Below are 19,912 nucleotides of genomic sequence, written 5' to 3' on the forward strand. Positions count from 1 at the left end.
TGGTGAGCGTGAGCCGCCACATCAAGTTCGCAAATATCCACAACTTCCGTGACATAGGTGGATATGCCACCAAGGACGGCCGGACCGTCCGCTGGCAGCGGCTCTACCGGGCGGACTCCCTCGGCTGGCTGGCCGGACCCGACCTGGAGACGTTCCGCGCACTGGGCGTGCGCACCGTCATCGACCTGCGCCACCCCTTCGAGGTCGACAGGCACGGCCGCGTCCCCGACGAGCACGGCCTGGCCTACCACAACCTGCCGATCGAGGGCCGGCGCTGGCAGTTCGCCACCTTCGACGAAGCGGAGGGCGTGCCCCGCTTCCTGGCCGATCGCTACCTGGAGGTCACCGAGGACGGCGTGGACAACCTGCGCACCGCCCTGGAGGCGATCTGCCGCGCCGACAGCGCCCCCGCCGTGATCCACTGCGCCGCCGGCAAGGACCGCACCGGCCTGCTCACGGCGATGATCCTGGCCGTGGCGGGCGTGGCCGACGACGACATCGTGGCCGACTACGAGCTGACCGGCCTGGCCACCGAGCGGTTCATCGCCGACTGGCGGGCCCGCCACCCGGACGAGGAGCTGTGGCCCGGCTTCGGCCTGGCCCCCGCCGAGGCCATGCGGCTGTTCCTCGCCGACCTGGCGGACAGGCACGGCTCGGTGGAGTCGTACGTGACCGGCGTGGTCGGCCTCTCCCCCGACGCCGTCGCCGAACTGCGCGCCCATCTCCTGACTGAACCCGGCCCGCGCGGGTAGCGGCGGGGCCCCGGGATCGCCAGCCGTCCCCCTCCCGGCGATCCCGGGGCCGAACGGCCCTCGGATATGCCCGGATACCCAACGGATACGTCGCAGCTTGTTCGACGTTATCCCGCCGTCGTACGGTTACCTGCGTGACTACGCCGCTGCTTCCCGATCCAGAGCCGAGGCGGCGCGACTACGTGATCATCTCCGCCGACGATCATCTGATCGAGCCCCCTGACCTTTTCGAGGACAGGCTGCCGGAGAAATACGCCGACGTCGCGCCCAAGGTCGTGGAGACCGAGGCCGGTCACCAGGTCTGGCGCTACGGCGGCGCCACCTACCCGTGCGCCGGCCTCGACGTGGGCGCCGGGCTGCCCCGCGAGCAGTGGACCCTGGACCCGGTCAGGTTCGAGACCATGCGCCCCGGCTGCCACGACATCGAGGCCCGCGTCCAGGACATGGACGTGGCCGGCGTCTGGGCCGCGCTGTGCTTCCCCGGCATGCTGGCCGGCCAGTCGGGCATGCCGTTCGCCAGGACGCGCGACCAGGAGCTCGGCCTCGCGCTGGTCAAGGCCTACAACGACTGGCACATCGACGTCTGGGCGGGCACCTACCCGGAGCGGATCATCGGCCTGCAGCTCCCCTGGCTGCCCGACCCCGACGTGGCCGCCAAGGAGATCCGCGCCAACGCCGCCCGGGGCTTCAAGGCGGTGGTGTTCCCCGAGTTCCCGACCCGGCTGCGGCTGCCGTCGATCCACACCGGCCACTGGGACCCGTTCTTCGCCGCCTGCGAGGAGACCGGCACGGTCGTCTGCCTCCACATAGGCGAGTCGAGCTGGTCGCCGGTGCCGTCGCCCGACACCCCCATCGAGGCGATCACCACGCTGCTGCCGACCAGCGCCATGTTCGCCTGTGCCGACTGGCTGTGGTCGGGGCTGCCGCTGCGCTTCCCCAACCTGCGCATCCTCATCGCCGAGGGCGGGGTGGGCTGGCTGCCGGTGCTCGCCGAGCGGGCCGACTACGCGCTCGACCACCCGGTGGCCGGCGAAGCGCAGTGGGACGGCGGGCTCAAGCCCAGCGAGGTGCTGCGCCGCAACTTCTTCTTCGGCACGCTCGACGACCACGCGCTGTCGGGGGTGCGGCTCGCGGTCGGCCTCGACCACGTGCTGCAGGAGAGCGGCTATCCGCACTCCGACTCCACCTGGCCCGACACGCAGAAGTCGGTCGCGCGCAACCTGGGCGCGCTGCCGCCCGCCGACATCGCCAGGGTCGCGTACGGCAACGCGGCCCGGCTGTTCGGGCACCCGCTGCCGTCACGCGCGTGGCTGAGGATGGAGGAGATCTAGCCTTCCTGCGGGGCCGGCTCCACCCGGCCGGTGATGATCCGGCGCTCCCAGTCGACGTAGCGTCCGCTCTCGCCGAGCAGTGACGCCATCAGCCACAGGAACACGCCGAAGTCGTCGGCCACGCCGATCAGCATGAGGAAGTCGGGCACGACGTCGATCGGCGAGACCAGGTAGACGACGCCGAGCGCCATCATGGTGAGCCTGCCCTTGCCCAGCCCGTCGTACCGGCCCCGGAGCGCGGCGCCGAGCATGCGGGGGATCGCCCGCAGCCGCGGCATGAGGCCGGGCGTGCCGGGCTTGGTGACGTCCCGGTACGCCCGATAGGCCGCCGCGGCCTTCGCTGCTTTCGCCATCATGTGCTTCCCCTTACCCCGTCTCTCACGACATAACGTGTTACCGGGGGCAAGGAGTTCCTCACAGCGCGGGATGCTCGAACGGCCTGGCGGCCTCGATCTGCGCCGCGACCCTGATGAGCAGGTCCTCCCGCCCGGCCGCGGCCACGAGCTGGACGCCCACGGGCAGCCCGTCGCGGGTGCGGTGCAGCGGCAGCGAGACGGCCGGCTGGCCGGTGGCGTTGACGGGCGAGGTGAAGGCCACGACGTGCGCGGTCCTGCCGAACGCGGTGCTCAGGTCCTCCGGCGGGATCCAGCCGAGCGGGAACGGCGCCACGCCCACCGACGGCATGAGCAGCAGGTCGTGCCCGGCGGCCCACCAGGCGGCCATCCGCCTGCGGAAGCCGTCGATCCACTGCGCGGCCAGCAGGTGGGCCGCCGCGCTGCGTCCCCGGGCCGTGGCCACCATGGCGGCGTTGCGCGGCTCCAGCTCGTCCAGCTCGACGGCCCTGCCCCTGGCCGGGCCCAGGCTCTCGACGAGCGCGGCCAGGTTGTCGGCCACGATGGCGCCGAAGTGCAGGGGGAAGTCGGGCTCGCCCAGCGCCTCGGGGCAGCCGGGCGCCACGTCGTGCCCGAGCGCCGACAGCAGCGCCGCCGCCCCCGTCACGGCCTCGACCAGCTCGGGGACCTCCGGCACGTCGCCTCTCGGGTGCGCGGTGACGTACCCGATCCGCAGCCGTCCCGGGTCGGCTCCGGCCTCCTCGGCGAGCGGGCGCGGCAGCGGCGGGGCGGCGTACGGGTCGCCGGGCACGTACCCGGAGACCAGGTCGAGCGCGGCGGCGGTGTCGCGCACGGTCCTGGTCACGAACCCCGGGCAGGAGAAGCCGTTCCAGCCCTCGCCCTGCGCGGGCCCGAGGCTGACGCGCCCGCGCGTGGGCTTGAGACCCACCAGGCCGCAGAACGAGGCGGGGATGCGGATCGACCCGCCGCCGTCGCTGGCCGTCGCGAGCGCGACCATCCCGGCCGCCACGGCCGCCGCCGAGCCGCCGCTCGACCCGCCCGCCGAGTACGCGGGGTCGTGCGGGTTGCGGGTGGGGCCGAACGCGACGGGCTCGGTGCTGATCGTGCTGCCGAACTCGGGCGTGTTCGTCCGGCCCAGGATCAGGAAGCCGGCCTCGCGTAACCGGATCACGCCGTGCCCGTCCCGGTCGATCCTCAGTCCGTCGCAGACCCGCGAGCCCGCGCTGTACGGCTCGCCGGCCTGCTGCCAGCCCAGATCCTTGAGCAGGATCGGCACGCCGCGGAAGGGCGCGTGCTCCGGCAGGTCGTCGGCCTCGGCCAGGGCCCGCTCGAAGCGGGGGTGCACGACCGCGTTGAGCTCGCCGTCGCGGGCCTCGATGCGGGCGATGGCGGCCTCGGCGAGCTCGCGCGGCGACACCAGCCGCTCGCGCACCGCCCGGGCCTGGCCGACCGCGTCCAGCCGCAGGATGTCGTCCATGCGCCTCAGCCCTTCGGAGCCAGGTCGCGGACGGCCTGGGTGATGGAGACCTCGCCGCCCGGGATCGGGGCGAGCACGGGCGTGTTGAGGCCGTTCGCGACGTACTCCTCGATCCGCGCCCGGCAGGTCGCCGCGTCGCCGTGCACGATCAGCGCGTCGACGACCTCGTCGGGGATGGCCTGGAGCGCGGACTTGCGGTCGCCCGCCGCCCACGCCTCGTGCAGCGGCCGCAGCACCTCGCCGCGTCCCAGCCAGTCGTGAAAGGCCGCGTACGCGGGCACCGTGAGGTAGGAGGCCAGCATCCACCGGGCCTGCTCGCGTACGCGGTCGGTGTCCTCGCTCACGCAGACGAACAGCCGGGCGATCAGCTCGGTCTCCGGCCCGATCTCGGCGCGCACCTTGCGCACGTCGTCGGGCGAGAGCCAGTTGGTGATCGCGCCGTCGGCCTCCTCGGCCGCCAGCTTCAGCATCCGCGGCCGCAGCGCGGCCAGCACGATCTTCGGCGGCGCTTTGGGCGCCCGCTCCAGCTTGAACCCCTTGACCTGGAACGTCTCGTACGCCTCCGACACCTTCTCGCCGGTCAGCGCCTGCTTCAGGAAGCGCAGCGTGTCGCGGGTGCGCGCGTAGGGCTTGGCGAACTCGACGGCGTTCCAGCGCTCCACGATCGCCGGGGACGACGAGCCGATGCCGAGCACGAACCGCTCCGGCGCCAGGTCCGCCAGCGTGGCCGCCGACATGGCCAGCAGCGCCGGGCCGCGGGTGGAGACGGGCACGATGGCGCTGCCCAGCCGCACCCCGGGCGCCCACTGCGAGGCCAGGGCCAGCGGCGTGAACCCGTCCGTGCCGTTGACCTCGGCCGACCACAGGTCGGTGTAGCCGAGCGCGGGCAGCTCCTCGATCAGCTCTCGCGAACGGGCCAGCGAACGGTCGTAGAAGGGGATGGTCATGCCCCAGTTCTGGGTCATCGCGCGCCTCCGGGATCCGGGTGTGCCCTGACCATACCAACCGGTCTGTAGCCTCGACTACGCCCTGAGCTCGTGCACCGCGGCGATGAAGTCCTTGGTGATCCCGCGCAGCCCCGGCAGGTGCGACAGCCCGACCAGCCGGTCCACCAGCGGCACCGTCACCTCGATCAGCCGAAACGTGCGCGCACACCCCGGCGAGGTGTCGTGCACCCAGAACAGCACCATGCCCATCGACAGCAGCCACAGCAGCTCGGGCAGCTCCTCGCGCAGCTCGGCGTTCATCCGGTCCCGCGCCCCCTCGACCACCTGCCGGTAGATCCCGATGGAGGCCTCCCTGGCCGGCGAGGACTGCTCGCTGAACGGGCTCAGCGGGTTCGTCGGCTCGGCCGCGTGCTTGTAGAACTTCACCGCGAACTCGTGGTACGGCTCCGAGACGCGCACCCACTCGCGCAGCACCCCGCTCAGCCGCCCGGCCAGCGTGAACTCGGTGGCCAGCAGCTCACGGCAGGCCTGCTCGTGCTCGGCCTGGGCGCGGTCGTAGTACGCCTGGATCAACGCCTCCTTGCTGGCGAAGTAGTAGTAGGCGTTGCCCACGGACACTCCGGCCTCGGCGGCGATGGCGCGCATCGTCGTCGCTTCGAAGCCGCGCTCCCGGAACAGTCGCAAGGCCGTCTCGACGATGACCTCTCGAGTGCTCTCCGATCCTCGGTTTCGGGCTTCGGACACGTTCGTCACTTTACGGCTTATTTCCGGGTTAGGTCATGAAGCCGCACGGTGATCGCCGCCACAAGGCAAAGATCCCGGTGGGACAGGGGTTATCCGGTGTGAAGGGTGGGATTGATGATTCCAGCGGAAGGGCTATTCCGCGAAAAGGCATCGACATGTGGATACGTAGGACAGTGCGGCTCCTCGTGGTCGCGCTCTTTGGTATCGAGATCACCATCATCGCGATGGCGTCTGCGGCCTCGGCCGCCCCCAGGACGCCGGCGGACGAGCCACGCCAGGCTCCGGACCCGGTCATCCGGGTGTACGAAGCCGGTGACATGTACAACGCCCCTCGCTGGTACGCCATGCTCGAGAAGACCGCGACGAGCCTGGAACGGGCTTACCACGCCCAACTCGGCCCCGTCCACGGGCTGGCCGGGCTCCGCGCACACCACCCGGAGACCCGCGAACACGCCGATCCGGGCGCGCTCACCCATATGCGCGAACCCACCGACCCGGGCGAGCTCTCCCACCTGCGTGAGCACGAAGAGCTGCGGGAGCACGGGGAATCGCGAGCGCACGGGGAATCGCGAGCGCACGGGGAATCGCGAGCGCACGGAGAGCTGCGGGACCCCGCAGAGCCGGGAGAGCACGGAGAGCTGCGGGAACCCCGCGAGCTCCGGCGGCCCGGCAGCCGGCCCGGCGACTTCCAGGAGCCCAGCGGCCACCCCGGCGACTTCCGGGAGCCGGGCGACGAGCGCGAGTTCCGCGAGCTCTACCTGAGGCGCTTCGACGCCGGCCAGGCCGAGCGGCCCGAATCACGGGCACGCGAGAGCAAGGGCGGCAAGGCGGAGGCCAGACGGCACCGCCGTCCCGCGGTCGACCTGCACCGGGCCCGGCCCAGGCACGCCACCGTGCACCTGTCGCACGCGCACGCCTCGGACTGGCTCAAGGACGCCGGCCTGCGCTGGAAGTCGACGGGCAACTGCACCAGCAAGCACCTGCGGCACTGCACGTCGCTCGACTCGGTGCGCACCCGGACCGTCGCCAAGGCCGTGGAGCTGAAGCGGCGCAGCCGGTGCCCGATCACGGTGACAGGCGGCACCGAGGCGGGCCACGCCTCAGGCCGGTTCAGCCACGGGAACGGCTACAAGCTCGACATCTCACACAACCAGTGCATCGACCGGTACATCACGAAAAATCATCACCGGACCGGTGTGCGTAGTGACGGCGCCACCCTCTACCGCTCCCCGTCGGGCGACATCTTCGCCGACGAAGGCGACCACTGGGACATCCTGTTCCGGTGACAGGGCCGGCTCCGTCCACCAGCCGGTGGACGGAGCCCGGACTTCAGAAACCCGTCAGAACTCGGACGCGACCAGCTCGGCGATTTCCGCCGCGTTCAGCGCGGCGCCCTTGCGCAGGTTGTCACCGCACACGAACAGATCCAGCGTGTTGGGGAAGTCGACCGCCTGACGCACCCGGCCCACATAGGTCGGGTCGGTGCCCACCACGTCGGCGGGGGTCGGGTAGACCCCGTTGGCCGGGTCGTCCATGAGAACCACCGTCGGCGCGGCGCCCAGCACCCGGTGCGCGTCGGCGACCGTGATCTCGCGCGCGAACCGCGCGTGCACGGCCAGCGAGTGCGTGGTGATCACCGGCACCCTGACGCAGGTCGCCGAGACCTTGAGGTCGGGGATGCCGAGGATCTTGCGCGACTCGTTGCGCAGCTTGAGCTCCTCGGAGGCCCACCCGCCGTCCTTGTACGAGCCCGCCCACGGCACCACGTTGAACGCGATCGGCGCCGGGAACGGCGAGTCGTCGGGCAGCTTGTTGGCCAGCGCCTTGCGCACGTCACCGGCCGTCTGGCCGATCGACCGGTCGCCGGCCAGCGCCTCGACCTCGTCGTAGAGCCGGGCCGAGCCCGCCACGCCCGCGCCGGAGACCGCCTGGTAGGAGGCGACGACCAGCTCGGTCAGCGTGTATTCGGCGTGCAGCGCGCCCATGGCCGCCATCATCGACAGCGTCGTGCAGTTGGGCGTCGAGATGATGTTGCGCGGCCGCTCACGCGCGTCGAGCGGGTTGACCTCGGGCACCACCAGCGGGACGTCCGGCTCCATGCGGAACGTGCCCGACTTGTCGATCGCGATCGCGCCGCGCTCGGCCGCGATCGGCACCCACACGGCCGACACCTCGTCGGGCACGTCGAAGATGGCGATGTCGATGCCGTCGAACACCTCGGGTGCCAGCGCCTGCACGACGACGTCCTCGCCGCGCACCTGGAGCACCTTGCCGGCCGAGCGCGGCGACGCCACCAGGCGCACCTCGCCCCAGATGTCGTCACGCGAGGAGACGATGTCCCGCATGACGGTGCCGACGGCTCCGGTGGCCCCGATCAGGGCGAGATTGGGCCTGCTCATCGTCCTGAACCTCCATACACAACGGCTTCGACCTGGTCGGAGTCGAGATCGAAGGCACGGTGGGCGGCCGCCACGGCCGCGTCGACACCGTCCTGCTCGACGATCACGGAGATGCGGATCTCCGACGTGGAGATCATCTCGATGTTGACCCCCGCGTCGGCGAGAGCCGCGAAGAACGTCGCCGTGACGCCGGGGTGCGAGCGCATGCCCGCGCCGATCAGCGACACCTTCCCGATCTGGTCGTCGAAGAGCAGCGACTCGTAGCCGATCTCACTCTGGATCTTCTTCAGCGCCGTCAGCGCCGTCTGGCTGTCGGCCGTGGGCAGCGTGAAGGAGATGTCGGTGCGACCGGTCGCAGCGGCCGAGACGTTCTGCACGATCATGTCGATGTTGATCTCGGCGTTGGCCAGAGTTTTGAAGATCGTGGCAGCCTCACCGACCTTGTCGGGCACCCCGACAACAGTGATCTTGGCCTCGCTCCGGTCGTGCGCGACGCCGGAGATGATCGGCTGCTCCATCTCGGTTCCTTCGTGGTAAGGGTCGGAGACGACCCACGTGCCTTCCCTGTTACTGAACGAGCTGCGTACGTGAATCGGCAGGTTGAAGCGGCGAGCATACTCGACGCAGCGCAGGTGCAGGATTTTCGCGCCGCAGGCCGCCATCTCCATCATCTCGTCGTAGGAGATCCTGGGGATCTGCCGCGCGGCCGGCACGATGCGCGGGTCGGCGGTGAAGATCCCGTCGACGTCGGTGTAGATCTCGCAGACGTCGGCCTCCAGGGCCGCCGCCAGCGCGACCGCCGTCGTGTCGGAGCCGCCGCGGCCCAGCGTCGTGATGTCCTTCGACTCCTGCGAGACACCCTGGAAACCGGCCACGATCGCGATGTGGCCCTGGTCGAGAGCCTCCTGTATGCGGCTCGGCGTCACGTCTATGATGCGCGCCTTGCCGTGCGTCGAGTCGGTGATCACACCCGCCTGCGAGCCCGTGAACGAACGGGCCTCGTGCCCCAGGTTGGCGATCGCCATCGCCAGCAGCGCCATGGAGATGCGCTCGCCGGAGGTCAGCAGCATGTCGAGCTCGCGGCCCGGAGGCAGCGGCGACACCTGCTGAGCCAGGTCGAGCAGCTCGTCCGTCGTGTCACCCATGGCGGAGACGATGACGACCACGTTGTTGCCGGCTTTTTTCGTCGCGACGATCCGCTGCGCGACCCGCTTGATGCAGGACGCGTCGGCGACGGACGAACCACCGTACTTTTGCACAACGAGCGCCACGAGAGTCTCCCGGTCTGGACTGTGAGGTGCCAGTCTACTTGGGGGCTCTCATGCCACTGATGGCTCAACCACTATGTGGACACCCGTCAGACGGTGGTGGCCTCCTCCGCCACGTCAAGCCGCGAATGCGCGGCCAGAGCCTGCAGCGCCCGCATGGCCGCGCCCGCGTGGTTGCCCCAGGTGTTGAAGTAGGAGTACTGCCACCACCACAGCGCCTCGGCCGGCCGCCCGGCCTGATAGTGACGCAGCCCGTGGATGAGGTCGGCCGCCACCGCCGTCAGGTCGTCGGAGAGCCTGTACGGCGTGACCCCCGTGTCCTTGTACGGGTCGAACACCTCGGCGTAGTCGTCGACCGGGCCGAGCCTCTCGGCCAGCGCCGTGCGCACCCCGTCGATGTCGGGGTCCTCGCTCAGCGGCGGCTCGTAGTTGCCCGACAGGATCACGTCGCGGTTCGCGCCGAGCTTGGCCCCGGCCAGGCTCACCTGCGCGACCTCGACCAGCAGCAGCGACCAGATGGCGTCGCCGCCCTCGCCGCCCGCCACTCTCGCCAGGCCGTCCACATAGTTGCTCGCGTGTCCGGCGATCTCCTCCGCCAGGATGCTCCACTCGTCAGACATCCAGCAGCCTCCGTCCTTCGAACGCGCGGCCCAAGGTCACCTCGTCGGCGTACTCGAGGTCACCGCCCACAGGCAGACCGCTGGCCAGTCGTGTCACTTTCACACCCATCGGCTTCACCAGACGGGCGAGATAGGTCGCCGTCGCCTCACCCTCGAGATTGGGATCGGTGGCGAGGATGAGCTCGGTCACCCGGCCGTCGGCCAGCCGGGTCATGAGCTCACGGATGCGCAGGTCGTCGGGGCCGACGCCGTCGATCGGGCTGATCGCGCCGCCGAGCACGTGATAGGTGCCGCGGAACTCGCGCGTCTTCTCGATCGCGACGACGTCCTTCGACTCCTCGACCACGCAGATCACGTGCGTGTCGCGGCGCGCGTCACGGCAGATGCGGCACTCCTCCTCGGAGGCCACGTTGCCGCACACCCGGCAGAACCGGACCTTCTCCTTGACCTCCAGGAGCGCGTGCGCCAGCCGCTTGACGTCGGCCGGATCGGCCGCCAGCAGGTGGAAGGCGATCCGCTGCGCGCTCTTGGGACCGACGCCAGGAAGCAGACCCAGCTCGTCGATCAGGTTCTGGACGACCCCTTCGTACATCGTCTAGAACCCCGGCAACTGGCCGAGGCCGCCGCCACCGAGCCCCTGGGCCAGCGGGCCCAGCTTCTCCTGCTGCAGGTCGGAGGCCGCCCTGATGGCGTCGCGCACGGCGGCGATCACCAGATCGGCGATCGTGTCGGCCGTGTCCTGCGGGTCCGCGGCGTCGATCACGCTCGGGTTGATCTTGAGCTCGAGCAGCTCGCCCGAGCCGTTGACGACGGCCGTGACCATCCCGCCACCGGCCGAGCCCTCGATCTGCGCATCGTTGAGCTCCTGCTGGGCGCTCACAAGCTGCTGCTGCATGAGCTGGGCCTGCTCCAGCAGCTGCTGCAGGTTGACATCCCCTGGGTTCACCGTCGTGCGCTCCTCGTGGCTCCGCGTTCTTGACTGCCACGAGCCTACGGTGTTTGGGCGCGGTCATGTACTGGCAGGCATGCAGGTGTTTCGCGCTCCGGCCTCATTCTGGCCGGATCCCGGCCCCCCTCCAGTGTCCGGGACCCGGCCATCACACCGGCCGGAGCGGCCGCACCATGCCGGTGCGTCGAGAGGAACGGTAGACGTCACCACGTTGCACACAGGTTGCGATCATTCAATCACCCTAAGCAATCCCTCGAACGGGTTGCGCCGGAAGCCCTGTACAACGGATGCTCGCCTTGGGGGCCGATTACATGGAGTGGCCGATGAGTTACGCTCACTTGAACGCATACTCCCGCCGCCTGCGCGCGGCACACGACAGCCTCAGCGCCGACGAGGTGACCCCCGCCGAGCCCCGCGGCATGATCGGCGCCTCCTGGAGGCGCTCCCTCGACGCCGGCATCGACCTCGACGCCACCGCCGCCCCGCTGGCCTTCGACAGCGCCACCATCAAGGACGTGCGCGCCTCGCACCCGCTCCAGCCGCTGCTCTCGCTCCTCGCCCAGACCCTGGGCCGCTCCGCCGACGAGAGCGAGAACATCGTCCTCGTCACCGACTCCGACGGCCGGGTGCTGTGGCGCGAGGGCCACGCCGCCACCCTGCGCCGCGCCGACCAGGTCGGCCTCGCCACCGGCCACCACTGGGGCGAGGGCATCGTCGGCACCAACGGCATCGGCACCGCCCTGGCCCTGCGCCGCCCCGTGCACGTCTACTCGGAGGAACACCTCATGCGCGTGCTGCACGTCTGGTCGTGCAGCGCCGCCCCGATCATCGACCCCGACTCCGGCCAGGTCCTCGGCTGCGTCGACGTCAGCGGCACCGCGCCCAGCCTCCACCCCGCCACGGTCGCCCTCGTCGGCGCCGCGGCCAAGCTCGCCGAGACCCAGCTCGCGCTGCGCATGCACGAACGCGACGACGCGCTGCGCCGCCGCTACGAGGGCCTGCGCGCCCGTTCCACCATCCTGCTCTCCCCCACCGGCCGCGTCATCGCCGGCGACCCCTCCGGCCGCCTCGGCTCCCGCGTCCCGCTCCCCACCACCGGAGACCGCATGATCCTGCGCGACGGCCGCGTCGCCGTCCTGGAGCCCTTCTCGGGCGGCTACCTCCTGCGCGCCACCCCGACCGTCACCGCCTCCCCGCTCGGCCTCACCCTGCTCGGCGACGGCCCGCCGACCGCCGTCGTCAACGGCCGCAAGCTGCCGCTCTCCCTGCGGCACGCCGAGATCCTCGCCCTCCTCGCCCTCCACCCGCGCGGCCTCTCTGCCGACCAGCTCTCCTTCCATCTGTACGGGGACGCGGGCAACCCCGTCACCATCAGGGCCGAGGTGCACCGGCTGCGCGCCCAGCTCGGCGCCATCGTCGAGGCGAAGCCGTACCGGCTGACCTCGCCCGTCGACGCCGACTTCCTGGAGCTGCGCCGCCTGCTGTCGGCCGGCGACCCGGCGGCCCTGGCCCGCGCCTACGCCGGGCCGCTGCTGCCGCGCTCGGAGTCACCCGAGATCCGCCGCGCCCGTGACGAGCTGGAGGTCCAGGTCCGCACCACGCTGCTGCGCCACGGCACCCCCCAGGACCTGTGGGCCTACGCCCAGACGGAGGGCGGCCGCGACGACCACCAGGTCCTCGAACGCATCACCCGCAGCCTCCCTGCCTGCGATCCCCGCGCCGCCGCAGCCCACGCCCGCCTCCGCGCCCCATGATCCTGCGCCGCCCGCTACTGACAGGTAACCGCGACACCGTCAGAATCCGCGCCTGCCACCGGGTTCGCGCCCGGGGTCAGGTGTGGTCGATCTCGCCGATCACCTGGGCGCCGAGCTCGCGCTGGAGGAGCGCCATGCCCGAGACGGCGTCCACGTCGGCGTCCGCGTCGTTCAGCGGGTCGACGTCGTCCGTCTCCAGGCTCTTGTCCCGCCGGGGCACCGCGTCCGGCCACCCGGACGCCGCTCCCGCCCGGCCGCCGCCGGCACGAGCCCCGGTCCGGGGACCCGCCTGAGCGGCCGCCCTGGCCGCCGAACGGGCCGCCGCCAGCCCGGCGCCCACCGCGCCGCCCCCGGACCGTCCAGGAGCCGTCTGGGTGGGGTCGGGCGTGGGAGGCGAGCCGAGCCCCGGGTCGTCGGGCGCCGTCGGCCACGACTCGTCCGTCGTCTGAGGGCCGCCCGCCGCCCCGCCGGGCCCCTGCGCGCCGTCCTGTGCCGCGTGGGCGCCCGCCGCGTCGTGCGGACCGCCTGCGGCGCCTCCCCTGCCGTCCGCGTCCCCGTACGAGCTCGTGGCGGCCCCGTGCGGCCCCGCAGCGCCCGCGTGCGACCCCGCGGGGCCGCCGGGGCGTGATCCCGCGCCTCCCTCGGGACGCGCGCCCGCGGGCCCGGACGGCGGCCCGGAAGGCCCGCCCGTGCGCCCGTCGGCGCCGCCAACGTGGGAGCCGCCCTGCTGCCCGTCCGCCGCGTCGCCGCCGGATGCGCCCTGCGCCCCGGACGGACCGCCGGGATGAGAACCCGATCCGCCCCCGGGATGCGCCCCCGACGCCCCGCCAGGATGGGACCCGGAAGCGCCGCCCGGGTGCGACCCCGGCGCATGCCCCTGAGGCCCGCCGGAATGCGAGCCGCCCGGGTGGGAGCCGCCCGGCTGAGGACCGCGCGGGGCCGCCTGCGGGCCGCCGCCCACCACGGCCTCCACGCGCCAGGTGCCGCCCAGCACGTCGCCCAGCGCGCCGGCCACCACGGCGTCCTTGCCGCCGCCGGTGAAGTTCTTCATCGCACCGACCTGGGTGAAGCCGAGGGTGACCAGGTTGCCCTCGACGCCCACCACCTGGGCGTTGGTGCTCACGTTCGCCCACACGACGATGCTGCGCTGCTTGAGCGCTGCCAGGACCGCGGGCCACTGCTGCTGGATCGCCCCCGCCCCGCCGGCGACGGGCCCACCGGAAGCGCCGCCGGACACGGGCCCGGCGCCGCTCTGCGCGGGAGCCGCCGGTGCGGCAGCGGCCGGCGGCGCGGCGCCGGGGCGTACGGTCTCGGGCCAGTCGTCGCCGGAGGGCCGCGCCACGCGCCCCTCCCCCGGACCGGCCTTCTGCGCCGCCGCCTCGCCCGGGCCACTCCCCTGCGCCGCGCCACCGGCAGGAGCGCCACCGCCCGGGCCGCCTGCCGTGTAGGACGCCGCGCCCTGGGCGGGAACCGCCACCCCACCCTGCACGGCCTCACGCACCGGCCCGCCGTGCCCCGCCGCGCCGTGCCCCGTACTGTCGGACTGCGGGAGCGGAGGGGCGGACGCGCGGGCGGCCATCTGGGCGACGGCGCCGCCGCGTTCGAGGCGTTCGAGGCGGGCGAGCAGGGCGGTCTCGTCCTGCGAGACGGCCGGGAGCAGGACGCGGGCGCACATCAGCTCCAGCAGGAGCCGCGGCGAGGTCGCGCCGCGCATCTCCGTGAGCCCGGCGTTGAAGATCTCGGCGGCCCGGGTGAGCTCGGCGGGCCCCATGGACGCGGCCTGCTGGACGAGACGCTCCAGCTCGTCGGCGGGCCGGTCGAGCAGCCCGCTGGTGGCGGCCTCGGGGACGTTGGCCAGGATGACCAGGTCACGGAAGCGCTCCAGCAGGTCGGAGGCGAAGCGGCGCGGGTCGTGGCCGCCCTCGATGACCCGGCTGACCGTCTGGAACACCCGGCCGCCGTCACGCTCGGCGAACGCGGCCACGACGTCGTCGAGCAGGTCGCCATCGGTGTAGCCGAGCAGCGACACGGCCTTGGCGTAGGTGATGCCGTCGTCCTCGGCCCCGGCGAGGAGCTGGTCGAGGATCGACAGCGAGTCACGCGCCGACCCGGCGCCGGCGCGGACGACGAGCGGCAGCGCGGCCGGCTCGTACGGGACGCTCTCGGAGGTGAGGATCTCCTCCATCAGCGCGCGCAGCGTCGCGGGCGGCATCAGCCGGAACGGGTAGTGGTGGGTACGCGACTTGATGGTGCCGATGACCTTTTCCGGCTCGGTCGTCGCGAAGATGAACTTCAAGTGCGGCGGCGGCTCCTCGACGAGCTTGAGCAGCGCGTTGAAACCCTCGCGGGTCACCATGTGCGCCTCGTCGATGATGTAGATCTTGTAGCGCGCGGAGACCGGCGCGAAGAAGGCTCGCTCGCGCAGGTCGCGGGCGTCGTCGACGCCACCGTGGGAGGCCGCGTCGATCTCGATCACGTCGAGGTGACCGGGCCCCGTCGGAGCCAGCGCGACACAGGACTCGCAGGTGCCGCACGGGTCGGGCGTCGGGCCCTTCTCGCAGTTGAGCGAGCGGGCCAGGATGCGGGCGCTGGAGGTCTTGCCGCAGCCGCGCGGGCCGCTGAAGAGGTAGGCGTGGTTGACTCGGCCGGTGCGCAGCGCCTGCCGCAGCGGGTCTGTGACGTGTTCCTGACCCTTGACCTCGGCGAAGGTCCCGGGCCGGTACTTGCGGTAAAGCGCAAGGCTCATGCGACCATCCCGCCTGCGAGGGGCTCCTAACGAAGAGAACCCCTCGCACACCCGCCAGAGCCCGCTTATCCTTGCTGCCTTCCGGCCCTGGGGAGGTTCACAGGATGACGCCGCGCGAGGGGTCCACCGACAGTCTAGCGGGATGCGGCAGTGCTCGCTCCACGCTCGCTCCCGGGAAATGGTGGTCTTCACACGTCCGGAAGTCCGGTAAGCTCGTCGGCGGAGGATTCGCCTAGTGGCCGAGGGCGCACGCTTGGAAAGCGTGTAAAGGGCAACCTTTCGGGGGTTCAAATCCCCCATCCTCCGCCAGCCCAGAAGGGGTGTGCCGTGATCACGGCACACCCCTTCTGGCGTTCGGGCCTCAGGTGAGCCCGCAGGCCGTAACGACCCCTCCCCACGGGCACCTCAACGGTCACACCTGCACGTTCGGAACGGCCGACGACCAACCCCCATTCGTGGAGTGCCGTCGCTCTGCGCCTTTGAGACAGCCTGCAGATGATCGTGAGCTGCGCCATCACTCCTAGAGCCGTCCTAGATCGGATACCGGCCCGATGTGCGCGAGCTTGTCGGGGTTGGCCACCGCGTGGATCGCGCGGACCACGCCATCAGCGATGTCGAGCTCGACCACCCCGATCACGCGGCCTTCGGCGTCGTACTTGACAGCGCCCGGACGGCCGTTGATCGAGGCCGGCCGGAGGGAGACGCCCAGGATCCCGCCCCGGCGGAACACGCCGAGGAGCAGCCGTATGACAGCCGGCCGCCCGGCCAGACGACTCCCGAAGGCCCGCGCCTTGCCGCCCCCGTCCCCGTGGAGCACCACGTCAGGTGCGAGCAGGCCGAGCAGGGCGTCCATATCGCCGCCCTCGGCGGCCACGAAGAACCTGCGCGCGAGTTCCTCGCCTTCCGCCCGGCGCTCGCGGGACAGCGCACTGCCCTCGACCTGCCCTCCGGCGGCGATGTGCTGCCGGGCGCGGGCGAAGATCTGCCGGCAGTTCGCCTCGGTCTTGCCGGTGATCCCAGCCACCTCCGGATAGCCGTACCCGAACACCTCGCGCAGCACGAACACGGCCCGCTCCATCGGCGTGAGCGACTCCAGCAGCACCAGGAAGGCCATCGACAGCGAGTCGGACAGCTCAGCGCGCTCGGCCGGTCCGGGCAGGTCGGCGAGCACGACGACCGGCTCCGGCAGCCACTCGCCGACATAGGTCTCCCGGAGCACCCGCGCCGAACTCAGGTGGTTGAGGCTCAGTCGCGTCACGGCCGTGGTCAGGTACGCCTTCAGGTTGTCGATCACGGTCCCCGCCTGGTACGCCCGGGTCAGGCCGAGGAACGCGTCCTGCACGATGTCCTCGGCATCGCCCACGGACCCGGTCATCCCGTAGGCGATGGAGAACAGCAGCGGCCGGTAACCGGCAGCCTCTTTCTGCGCTGTTGATCCAAGCACGGAATCCTCCCCGACTCGCGTACGGCCGCGATGACGTACCGCAGGGTAGCCGCGCAGCGTCCGCACGGAAGGGGAGACGCACGTCACATTCGCCGCCGTCACAGGCGGGCGGGCTGCCCTGTCCTAGAGGGGCGACAACGGAACGACGACAAGGAGAGCACGATGGATGCTCGCTTGAACCTCTTCGGCAACTCTGCGTGGACATGCACAGCAAGGACGCCGAGCAGGGCACCCGCATCGCTGACGCGGCCGGTGGCGTCAGCGACGAGGTCTGGGCGAATGCCGCCAAGCACTACGACGAGGACCAGCTCGCCGCCTTGGTGTCCCTCATCGCCCTCATCAACGCCGTCAACCGCGTGAACGTCATCACCCGGCAGCCCGCCGGCGACTACCGGCCCGGTCGGCACGGGTGACGAGCAGGACCGATACGCCTACAGCCCTTGTCAGGAGAAATCTCATGAATCTCGCTCTGTGGATCTGCGCCGGGTTGCTGGCCGTCGTCCTCCTCATCGGTGGCGTCGGCAAGCTGATCGTGCCCCGGGAGAAGATGGCCGCCATGCGCGGCGCGGGTTGGACCGCCGACTTCAGCGTCGGGTTCCTGAAGATCCTCGGGACCGTCGAGGTCCTGGGAGCGGTGGGACTCGTCCTGCCCGCCGTGACCGGCATCGTGCCAGTTCTGGTGCCGGTGGCGGCGGTCGGCGTGGTGGTGCTGATGGTCGGCGCGATGGTCACGCACCTGCGCCGTGGTGAGGTCATGTCGGCCGCGGGGAACCTGGTCTACCTCGCCCTGGCCGCCTTCGTCGCATGGGGCCGTTTCGGCCTCGAACCCTTCATCGGCTGACCGGGCAGCGGGACGGCGCCGGCCCGGCCGGAGGGCGAGTTCCCGTGGCGCCACCACGACGGGAGCTGACGGTCAGGTTCGCCAGATGCTCAGGCAGCGGGCCATGATCCGGAACGGGACGGCCCTGCCTTCCAGCTGGTCGACGGTGCCGGCCAGGTGGAGGTCGAGCTCGGGGCAGTGGAAGAGCCAGGTGCCGGTGACCCCCGAATGGCCCACGAGCGTGGCGGGGTGGCGGCTCGGCGCGGCCAGGCGGCCCACGGTGAAGAACATGGTGCCCAGCCCGTACGTGAGCACGGGGACGTTGCGCAGGCGGTTGCGCCGCTCGGTGAGGAGGTCCACCGTGCGCGGGTCCTTGAAGAGCTCGCCCTTGAGCAGCGCCTGCTGGAAGGTGAGGAGGTCGCCGGTGGTGCTGATCAGGTCGTTGGACGATCTCACCAGGCCGGGCAGGTCCACGCGGCGGCGCCGGGCGTAGAGGGGCACGGGACGGTCCGGGAGCCCGGTGCTCGTCAGGCCCAGCGGCCCGGTGACGCGGTCGGCGAGCAGGTCGGCGAACGACCGGCCGGTGACCGTCTCCACGATGCGGATGAGCAGCTGGAAGCCGGTGTCGGAGTAGCGGGCCTTCTGCCGGGGGGCGGTGAGGTCCTGGGGCGCGAAGTGCGGGCCCTGCCGCCGGGCCATCTCGATGGCCTCCTCGAACGTCCAGGAGACGTCCTCGCCGGCGGCCAGGTGCTTGAAGAGGCTGGGGCCGTCGCCTCGGTACTCGAAGAAGTCGGGCAGCCCGGAGGTGTGGCTGGCCAGGTGGCGCACGGTGATCTCGGGGGTGCGGTCGATGCCGTCGAGGACGTGGAGCCGGTCGGTGATCTCCGTGGGCAGGTAGGCGGTGATGGGCGCGTCCAGGGCGAGCTCGCCGCGTTCGTGGGCCTGGAGGACCAGCGTGATGATGAACCGCTTGGTCACGCTGGCGACGAAGAACGGCGTGTCGGGACCTGGTAACCCGGCGGCGCCGGACCAGCCCCAGTCCCCTCGGGCGACGGCGAGGTTGACGTGGTGGAGGCCGCGCCGGGCGGCGAGCTTGTCCAGCAGGCGGTTCATGCGGGCGTCGATGTCGGCGGGAACCATGAGCGCGACCCCTTATCTCTCTTAGACATCTCTCATAGACATATCTATTAGACATGTCTATGAGAGTCAACAGGGCTAGACTCGGCCGGTGGCCCACGTGATCCTCGGTCTGCTCCTGATCACCCCGATGAGCTTCTACGACCTCATCAAGGCGTTCGAGAGCGGAGTCGCGCTCTTCTACAGCGCCAGCTCAGGCAGCATCAAACGCGCCCTCGACGGCCTGCTCGCCCGGGGGCTCATCGAGGTGGCCAGCGTCGAGGGCGGCCGCGGGCGCAAGGTCTACCGCGTGACCGACGCCGGCCGCGAGGAGTTCCGCACCTGGATGACGGCGGACCCGGCAGGGCCGGACCTGGAGACCGCGGCGCTGGCCAGGCTCTACTTCCTCGGCCTGGTCGAGCAGCCCGAACGCCTGCCGGTGATGCGCCGCATCACGGCGCGCATCGAGGCGGACCTCGCCACCCTCACGGACCTCGACGAGCGCCTCGACGCCGTCAGCGTCCCCGATGAGCACCGCGACCTGGCCACCCATCAGCGCGCCGCGCTCTCCTACGGCATCGCCTCGGGCCGGTTCATGCTCGACTGGTTCCGCGACCACGCCGAACGACTGAGCCGCGACACGCCATAGATCCACCGCCTCCGCCGCATCTATGCGGGTGAGACCAGAGGAGTCCTGCCCGGCTGGTCCACCCGCGCGCGTACGTAGACCGGGCGCTCGCCCGTTCGGCACGGCGGCGGCGGACGTCCTGGTCGGTGGCGGGGCTGGTGGGCGCGTGCCTGGTGGGCGCGGTCATCGCCTACCCCCTGACGGGCCTTCCTGGCATCGGAGGGCGCGACGCCGCCGCCGAGCTGATCAGGCTGCCGGCCAACACCCCGAGCAGGCGCGGATGATCCGCGACTGCATGCCCGAGGGCGGCCCGGTGCACGGCATGGATCCCGGCCGCCGGCTGCCCGAGCTGGGCGGCGTCGAGGACTTCCGGGTGCTGGCGCGCTTCACCGACGGCGAGGGGTCGACGGCGCTGCTCGGCAGCACGGCCGGGTTCGTCCTCTGCACGCCGGTGCCGAAGGGCGAGCTGGGCGAGGCGGCGGTGTTCACGTACTGGGGCCACAAGGCTCCCGGCGGCCTGGCCGCCGGGCTGACGGGCGATTCCCCGGTGAACGGGCCCTGACC

21 protein-coding genes, 1 tRNA gene and 1 other RNA gene are annotated in these 19,912 nt (G+C 71.6%); 10 read left to right on the top strand and 13 right to left on the bottom strand.

Annotation, left to right across the window (positions count from 1 at the left end; translation table 11 throughout):
- Positions 1–8 precede the first annotated feature (8 nt).
- Both ACWDXC_RS26870 and ACWDXC_RS26875 read left to right on the top strand, forming a co-directional pair.
- Positions 9–752 carry a tyrosine-protein phosphatase gene (locus ACWDXC_RS26870; RefSeq protein ID WP_449986354.1) on the top strand — a complete coding sequence of 248 codons (744 nt, stop codon included), beginning with the start codon at positions 9–11 and terminating at the stop codon, positions 750–752.
- A 134-nt stretch (positions 753–886) separates the two neighbouring features.
- On the top strand, positions 887–2,083 hold the full coding sequence (locus ACWDXC_RS26875) for an amidohydrolase family protein (protein ID WP_219508199.1): 1,197 nt from the start codon (positions 887–889) through the stop codon (positions 2,081–2,083).
- Here the strand turns inward: ACWDXC_RS26875 and ACWDXC_RS26880 are convergent.
- From ACWDXC_RS26880 to ACWDXC_RS26895, 4 genes are read right to left on the bottom strand one after another with little or no spacing between them, the layout of a single operon-like run.
- A complete protein-coding gene (locus ACWDXC_RS26880) occupies positions 2,080–2,439 on the bottom strand; it encodes a YkvA family protein (RefSeq protein ID WP_246645511.1) in 360 nt (119 codons plus the stop codon). The two genes, ACWDXC_RS26875 and ACWDXC_RS26880, sit on opposite strands and share 4 nt — an antisense overlap.
- Positions 2,440–2,497: 58 nt before the next feature.
- Complete coding sequence (locus ACWDXC_RS26885) at positions 2,498–3,913, bottom strand: amidase (RefSeq protein ID WP_449986357.1); 1,416 nt, start codon at positions 3,911–3,913, stop codon at positions 2,498–2,500.
- 5 nt (positions 3,914–3,918) lie between these two features.
- Positions 3,919–4,878 carry an LLM class F420-dependent oxidoreductase gene (locus ACWDXC_RS26890; RefSeq protein ID WP_449986358.1) on the bottom strand — a complete coding sequence of 320 codons (960 nt, stop codon included), beginning with the start codon at positions 4,876–4,878 and terminating at the stop codon, positions 3,919–3,921.
- A gap of 57 nt (positions 4,879–4,935) precedes the next feature.
- Entirely contained in the window at positions 4,936–5,604 is a 669-nt protein-coding gene (locus ACWDXC_RS26895) for a TetR family transcriptional regulator (RefSeq protein ID WP_449986360.1), read from the bottom strand.
- A 224-nt stretch (positions 5,605–5,828) separates the two neighbouring features.
- Between ACWDXC_RS26895 and ACWDXC_RS26900 the strand changes: the two genes are divergently transcribed.
- Positions 5,829–6,890 carry a hypothetical protein gene (locus tag ACWDXC_RS26900; protein ID WP_449986362.1) on the top strand — a complete coding sequence of 354 codons (1,062 nt, stop codon included), beginning with the start codon at positions 5,829–5,831 and terminating at the stop codon, positions 6,888–6,890.
- Positions 6,891–6,944: 54 nt separating this feature from the next.
- Here ACWDXC_RS26900 and ACWDXC_RS26905 read toward each other — a convergent pair whose 3' ends face one another.
- The 5 genes from ACWDXC_RS26905 to ACWDXC_RS26925 all read right to left on the bottom strand — a co-directional run bounded on the left by ACWDXC_RS26905 (position 6,945) and on the right by ACWDXC_RS26925 (position 10,837).
- The gene (locus tag ACWDXC_RS26905) at positions 6,945–8,003 is read right to left on the bottom strand and encodes an aspartate-semialdehyde dehydrogenase (RefSeq protein WP_219508195.1); all 1,059 of its coding nucleotides are present in this window, start codon (positions 8,001–8,003) and stop codon (positions 6,945–6,947) included.
- Positions 8,000–9,274 carry an aspartate kinase gene (locus tag ACWDXC_RS26910; RefSeq protein ID WP_219508194.1) on the bottom strand — a complete coding sequence of 425 codons (1,275 nt, stop codon included), beginning with the start codon at positions 9,272–9,274 and terminating at the stop codon, positions 8,000–8,002. Before ACWDXC_RS26910 ends, ACWDXC_RS26905 begins: the two co-directional genes overlap by 4 nt.
- 86 nt (positions 9,275–9,360) lie before the next feature.
- The gene (locus ACWDXC_RS26915) at positions 9,361–9,891 is read right to left on the bottom strand and encodes a DUF5063 domain-containing protein (protein ID WP_219508193.1); all 531 of its coding nucleotides are present in this window, start codon (positions 9,889–9,891) and stop codon (positions 9,361–9,363) included.
- Positions 9,884–10,483: a recombination mediator RecR gene (gene recR, locus ACWDXC_RS26920; RefSeq protein WP_219508192.1), complete on the bottom strand. Its 600-nt coding sequence runs from the start codon at positions 10,481–10,483 to the stop codon at positions 9,884–9,886. Before recR ends, ACWDXC_RS26915 begins: the two co-directional genes overlap by 8 nt.
- A gap of 3 nt (positions 10,484–10,486) precedes the next feature.
- Positions 10,487–10,837 (bottom strand): YbaB/EbfC family nucleoid-associated protein, encoded by a 351-nt coding sequence (locus tag ACWDXC_RS26925; protein WP_219508191.1) that lies wholly within the window; start codon positions 10,835–10,837, stop codon positions 10,487–10,489.
- A gap of 326 nt (positions 10,838–11,163) precedes the next feature.
- On the opposite strand from ACWDXC_RS26925, the gene ACWDXC_RS26930 reads away from it, so the two are divergent.
- Positions 11,164–12,594, top strand: coding sequence for a GAF domain-containing protein (locus ACWDXC_RS26930; protein ID WP_449986365.1), 1,431 nt, complete (start codon positions 11,164–11,166; stop codon positions 12,592–12,594).
- Between the two features lie 76 nt (positions 12,595–12,670).
- On the opposite strand, the gene ACWDXC_RS26935 is transcribed toward ACWDXC_RS26930, so the two are convergent.
- Both ACWDXC_RS26935 and ffs read right to left on the bottom strand, forming a co-directional pair.
- On the bottom strand, positions 12,671–15,340 hold the full coding sequence (locus ACWDXC_RS26935) for a DNA polymerase III subunit gamma and tau (RefSeq protein ID WP_449986367.1): 2,670 nt from the start codon (positions 15,338–15,340) through the stop codon (positions 12,671–12,673).
- A gap of 31 nt (positions 15,341–15,371) precedes the next feature.
- Positions 15,372–15,467, bottom strand: an RNA gene (gene ffs, locus ACWDXC_RS26940) — signal recognition particle sRNA small type.
- 94 nt (positions 15,468–15,561) lie between these two features.
- Between ffs and ACWDXC_RS26945 the strand changes: the two genes are divergently transcribed.
- Positions 15,562–15,649 (top strand) — tRNA-Ser (locus tag ACWDXC_RS26945).
- Positions 15,650–15,860: 211 nt separating this feature from the next.
- Here the strand turns inward: ACWDXC_RS26945 and sigJ are convergent.
- Positions 15,861–16,784: an RNA polymerase sigma factor SigJ gene (sigJ, locus tag ACWDXC_RS26950; protein ID WP_449986368.1), complete on the bottom strand. Its 924-nt coding sequence runs from the start codon at positions 16,782–16,784 to the stop codon at positions 15,861–15,863.
- Between the two features lie 203 nt (positions 16,785–16,987).
- Here sigJ and ACWDXC_RS26955 point away from each other — a divergent pair, with 203 nt between their 5' ends.
- On the top strand, positions 16,988–17,197 hold the full coding sequence (locus ACWDXC_RS26955) for a carboxymuconolactone decarboxylase family protein (protein ID WP_449986369.1): 210 nt from the start codon (positions 16,988–16,990) through the stop codon (positions 17,195–17,197).
- 44 nt (positions 17,198–17,241) lie between these two features.
- On the top strand, positions 17,242–17,625 hold the full coding sequence (locus tag ACWDXC_RS26960) for a DoxX family protein (protein ID WP_449986370.1): 384 nt from the start codon (positions 17,242–17,244) through the stop codon (positions 17,623–17,625).
- A gap of 72 nt (positions 17,626–17,697) precedes the next feature.
- Here ACWDXC_RS26960 and ACWDXC_RS26965 read toward each other — a convergent pair whose 3' ends face one another.
- On the bottom strand, positions 17,698–18,744 hold the full coding sequence (locus ACWDXC_RS26965) for a serine hydrolase domain-containing protein (RefSeq protein ID WP_449986371.1): 1,047 nt from the start codon (positions 18,742–18,744) through the stop codon (positions 17,698–17,700).
- Positions 18,745–18,832: 88 nt separating this feature from the next.
- Here ACWDXC_RS26965 and ACWDXC_RS26970 point away from each other — a divergent pair, with 88 nt between their 5' ends.
- The 3 genes from ACWDXC_RS26970 (at position 18,833) to ACWDXC_RS26980 (ending at position 19,910) form a co-directional block, all read left to right on the top strand.
- Positions 18,833–19,369 (top strand): helix-turn-helix transcriptional regulator, encoded by a 537-nt coding sequence (locus ACWDXC_RS26970; RefSeq protein WP_449986372.1) that lies wholly within the window; start codon positions 18,833–18,835, stop codon positions 19,367–19,369.
- Between the two features lie 125 nt (positions 19,370–19,494).
- Positions 19,495–19,632, top strand: coding sequence for a hypothetical protein (locus ACWDXC_RS26975; RefSeq protein WP_449986374.1), 138 nt, complete (start codon positions 19,495–19,497; stop codon positions 19,630–19,632).
- The gene (locus ACWDXC_RS26980) at positions 19,629–19,910 is read left to right on the top strand and encodes a hypothetical protein (RefSeq protein ID WP_449986376.1); all 282 of its coding nucleotides are present in this window, start codon (positions 19,629–19,631) and stop codon (positions 19,908–19,910) included. Before ACWDXC_RS26975 ends, ACWDXC_RS26980 begins: the two co-directional genes overlap by 4 nt.
- Positions 19,911–19,912 lie beyond the last annotated feature (2 nt).

The sequence above is a fragment of the Nonomuraea sp. NPDC003214 genome, assembly GCF_053590035.1.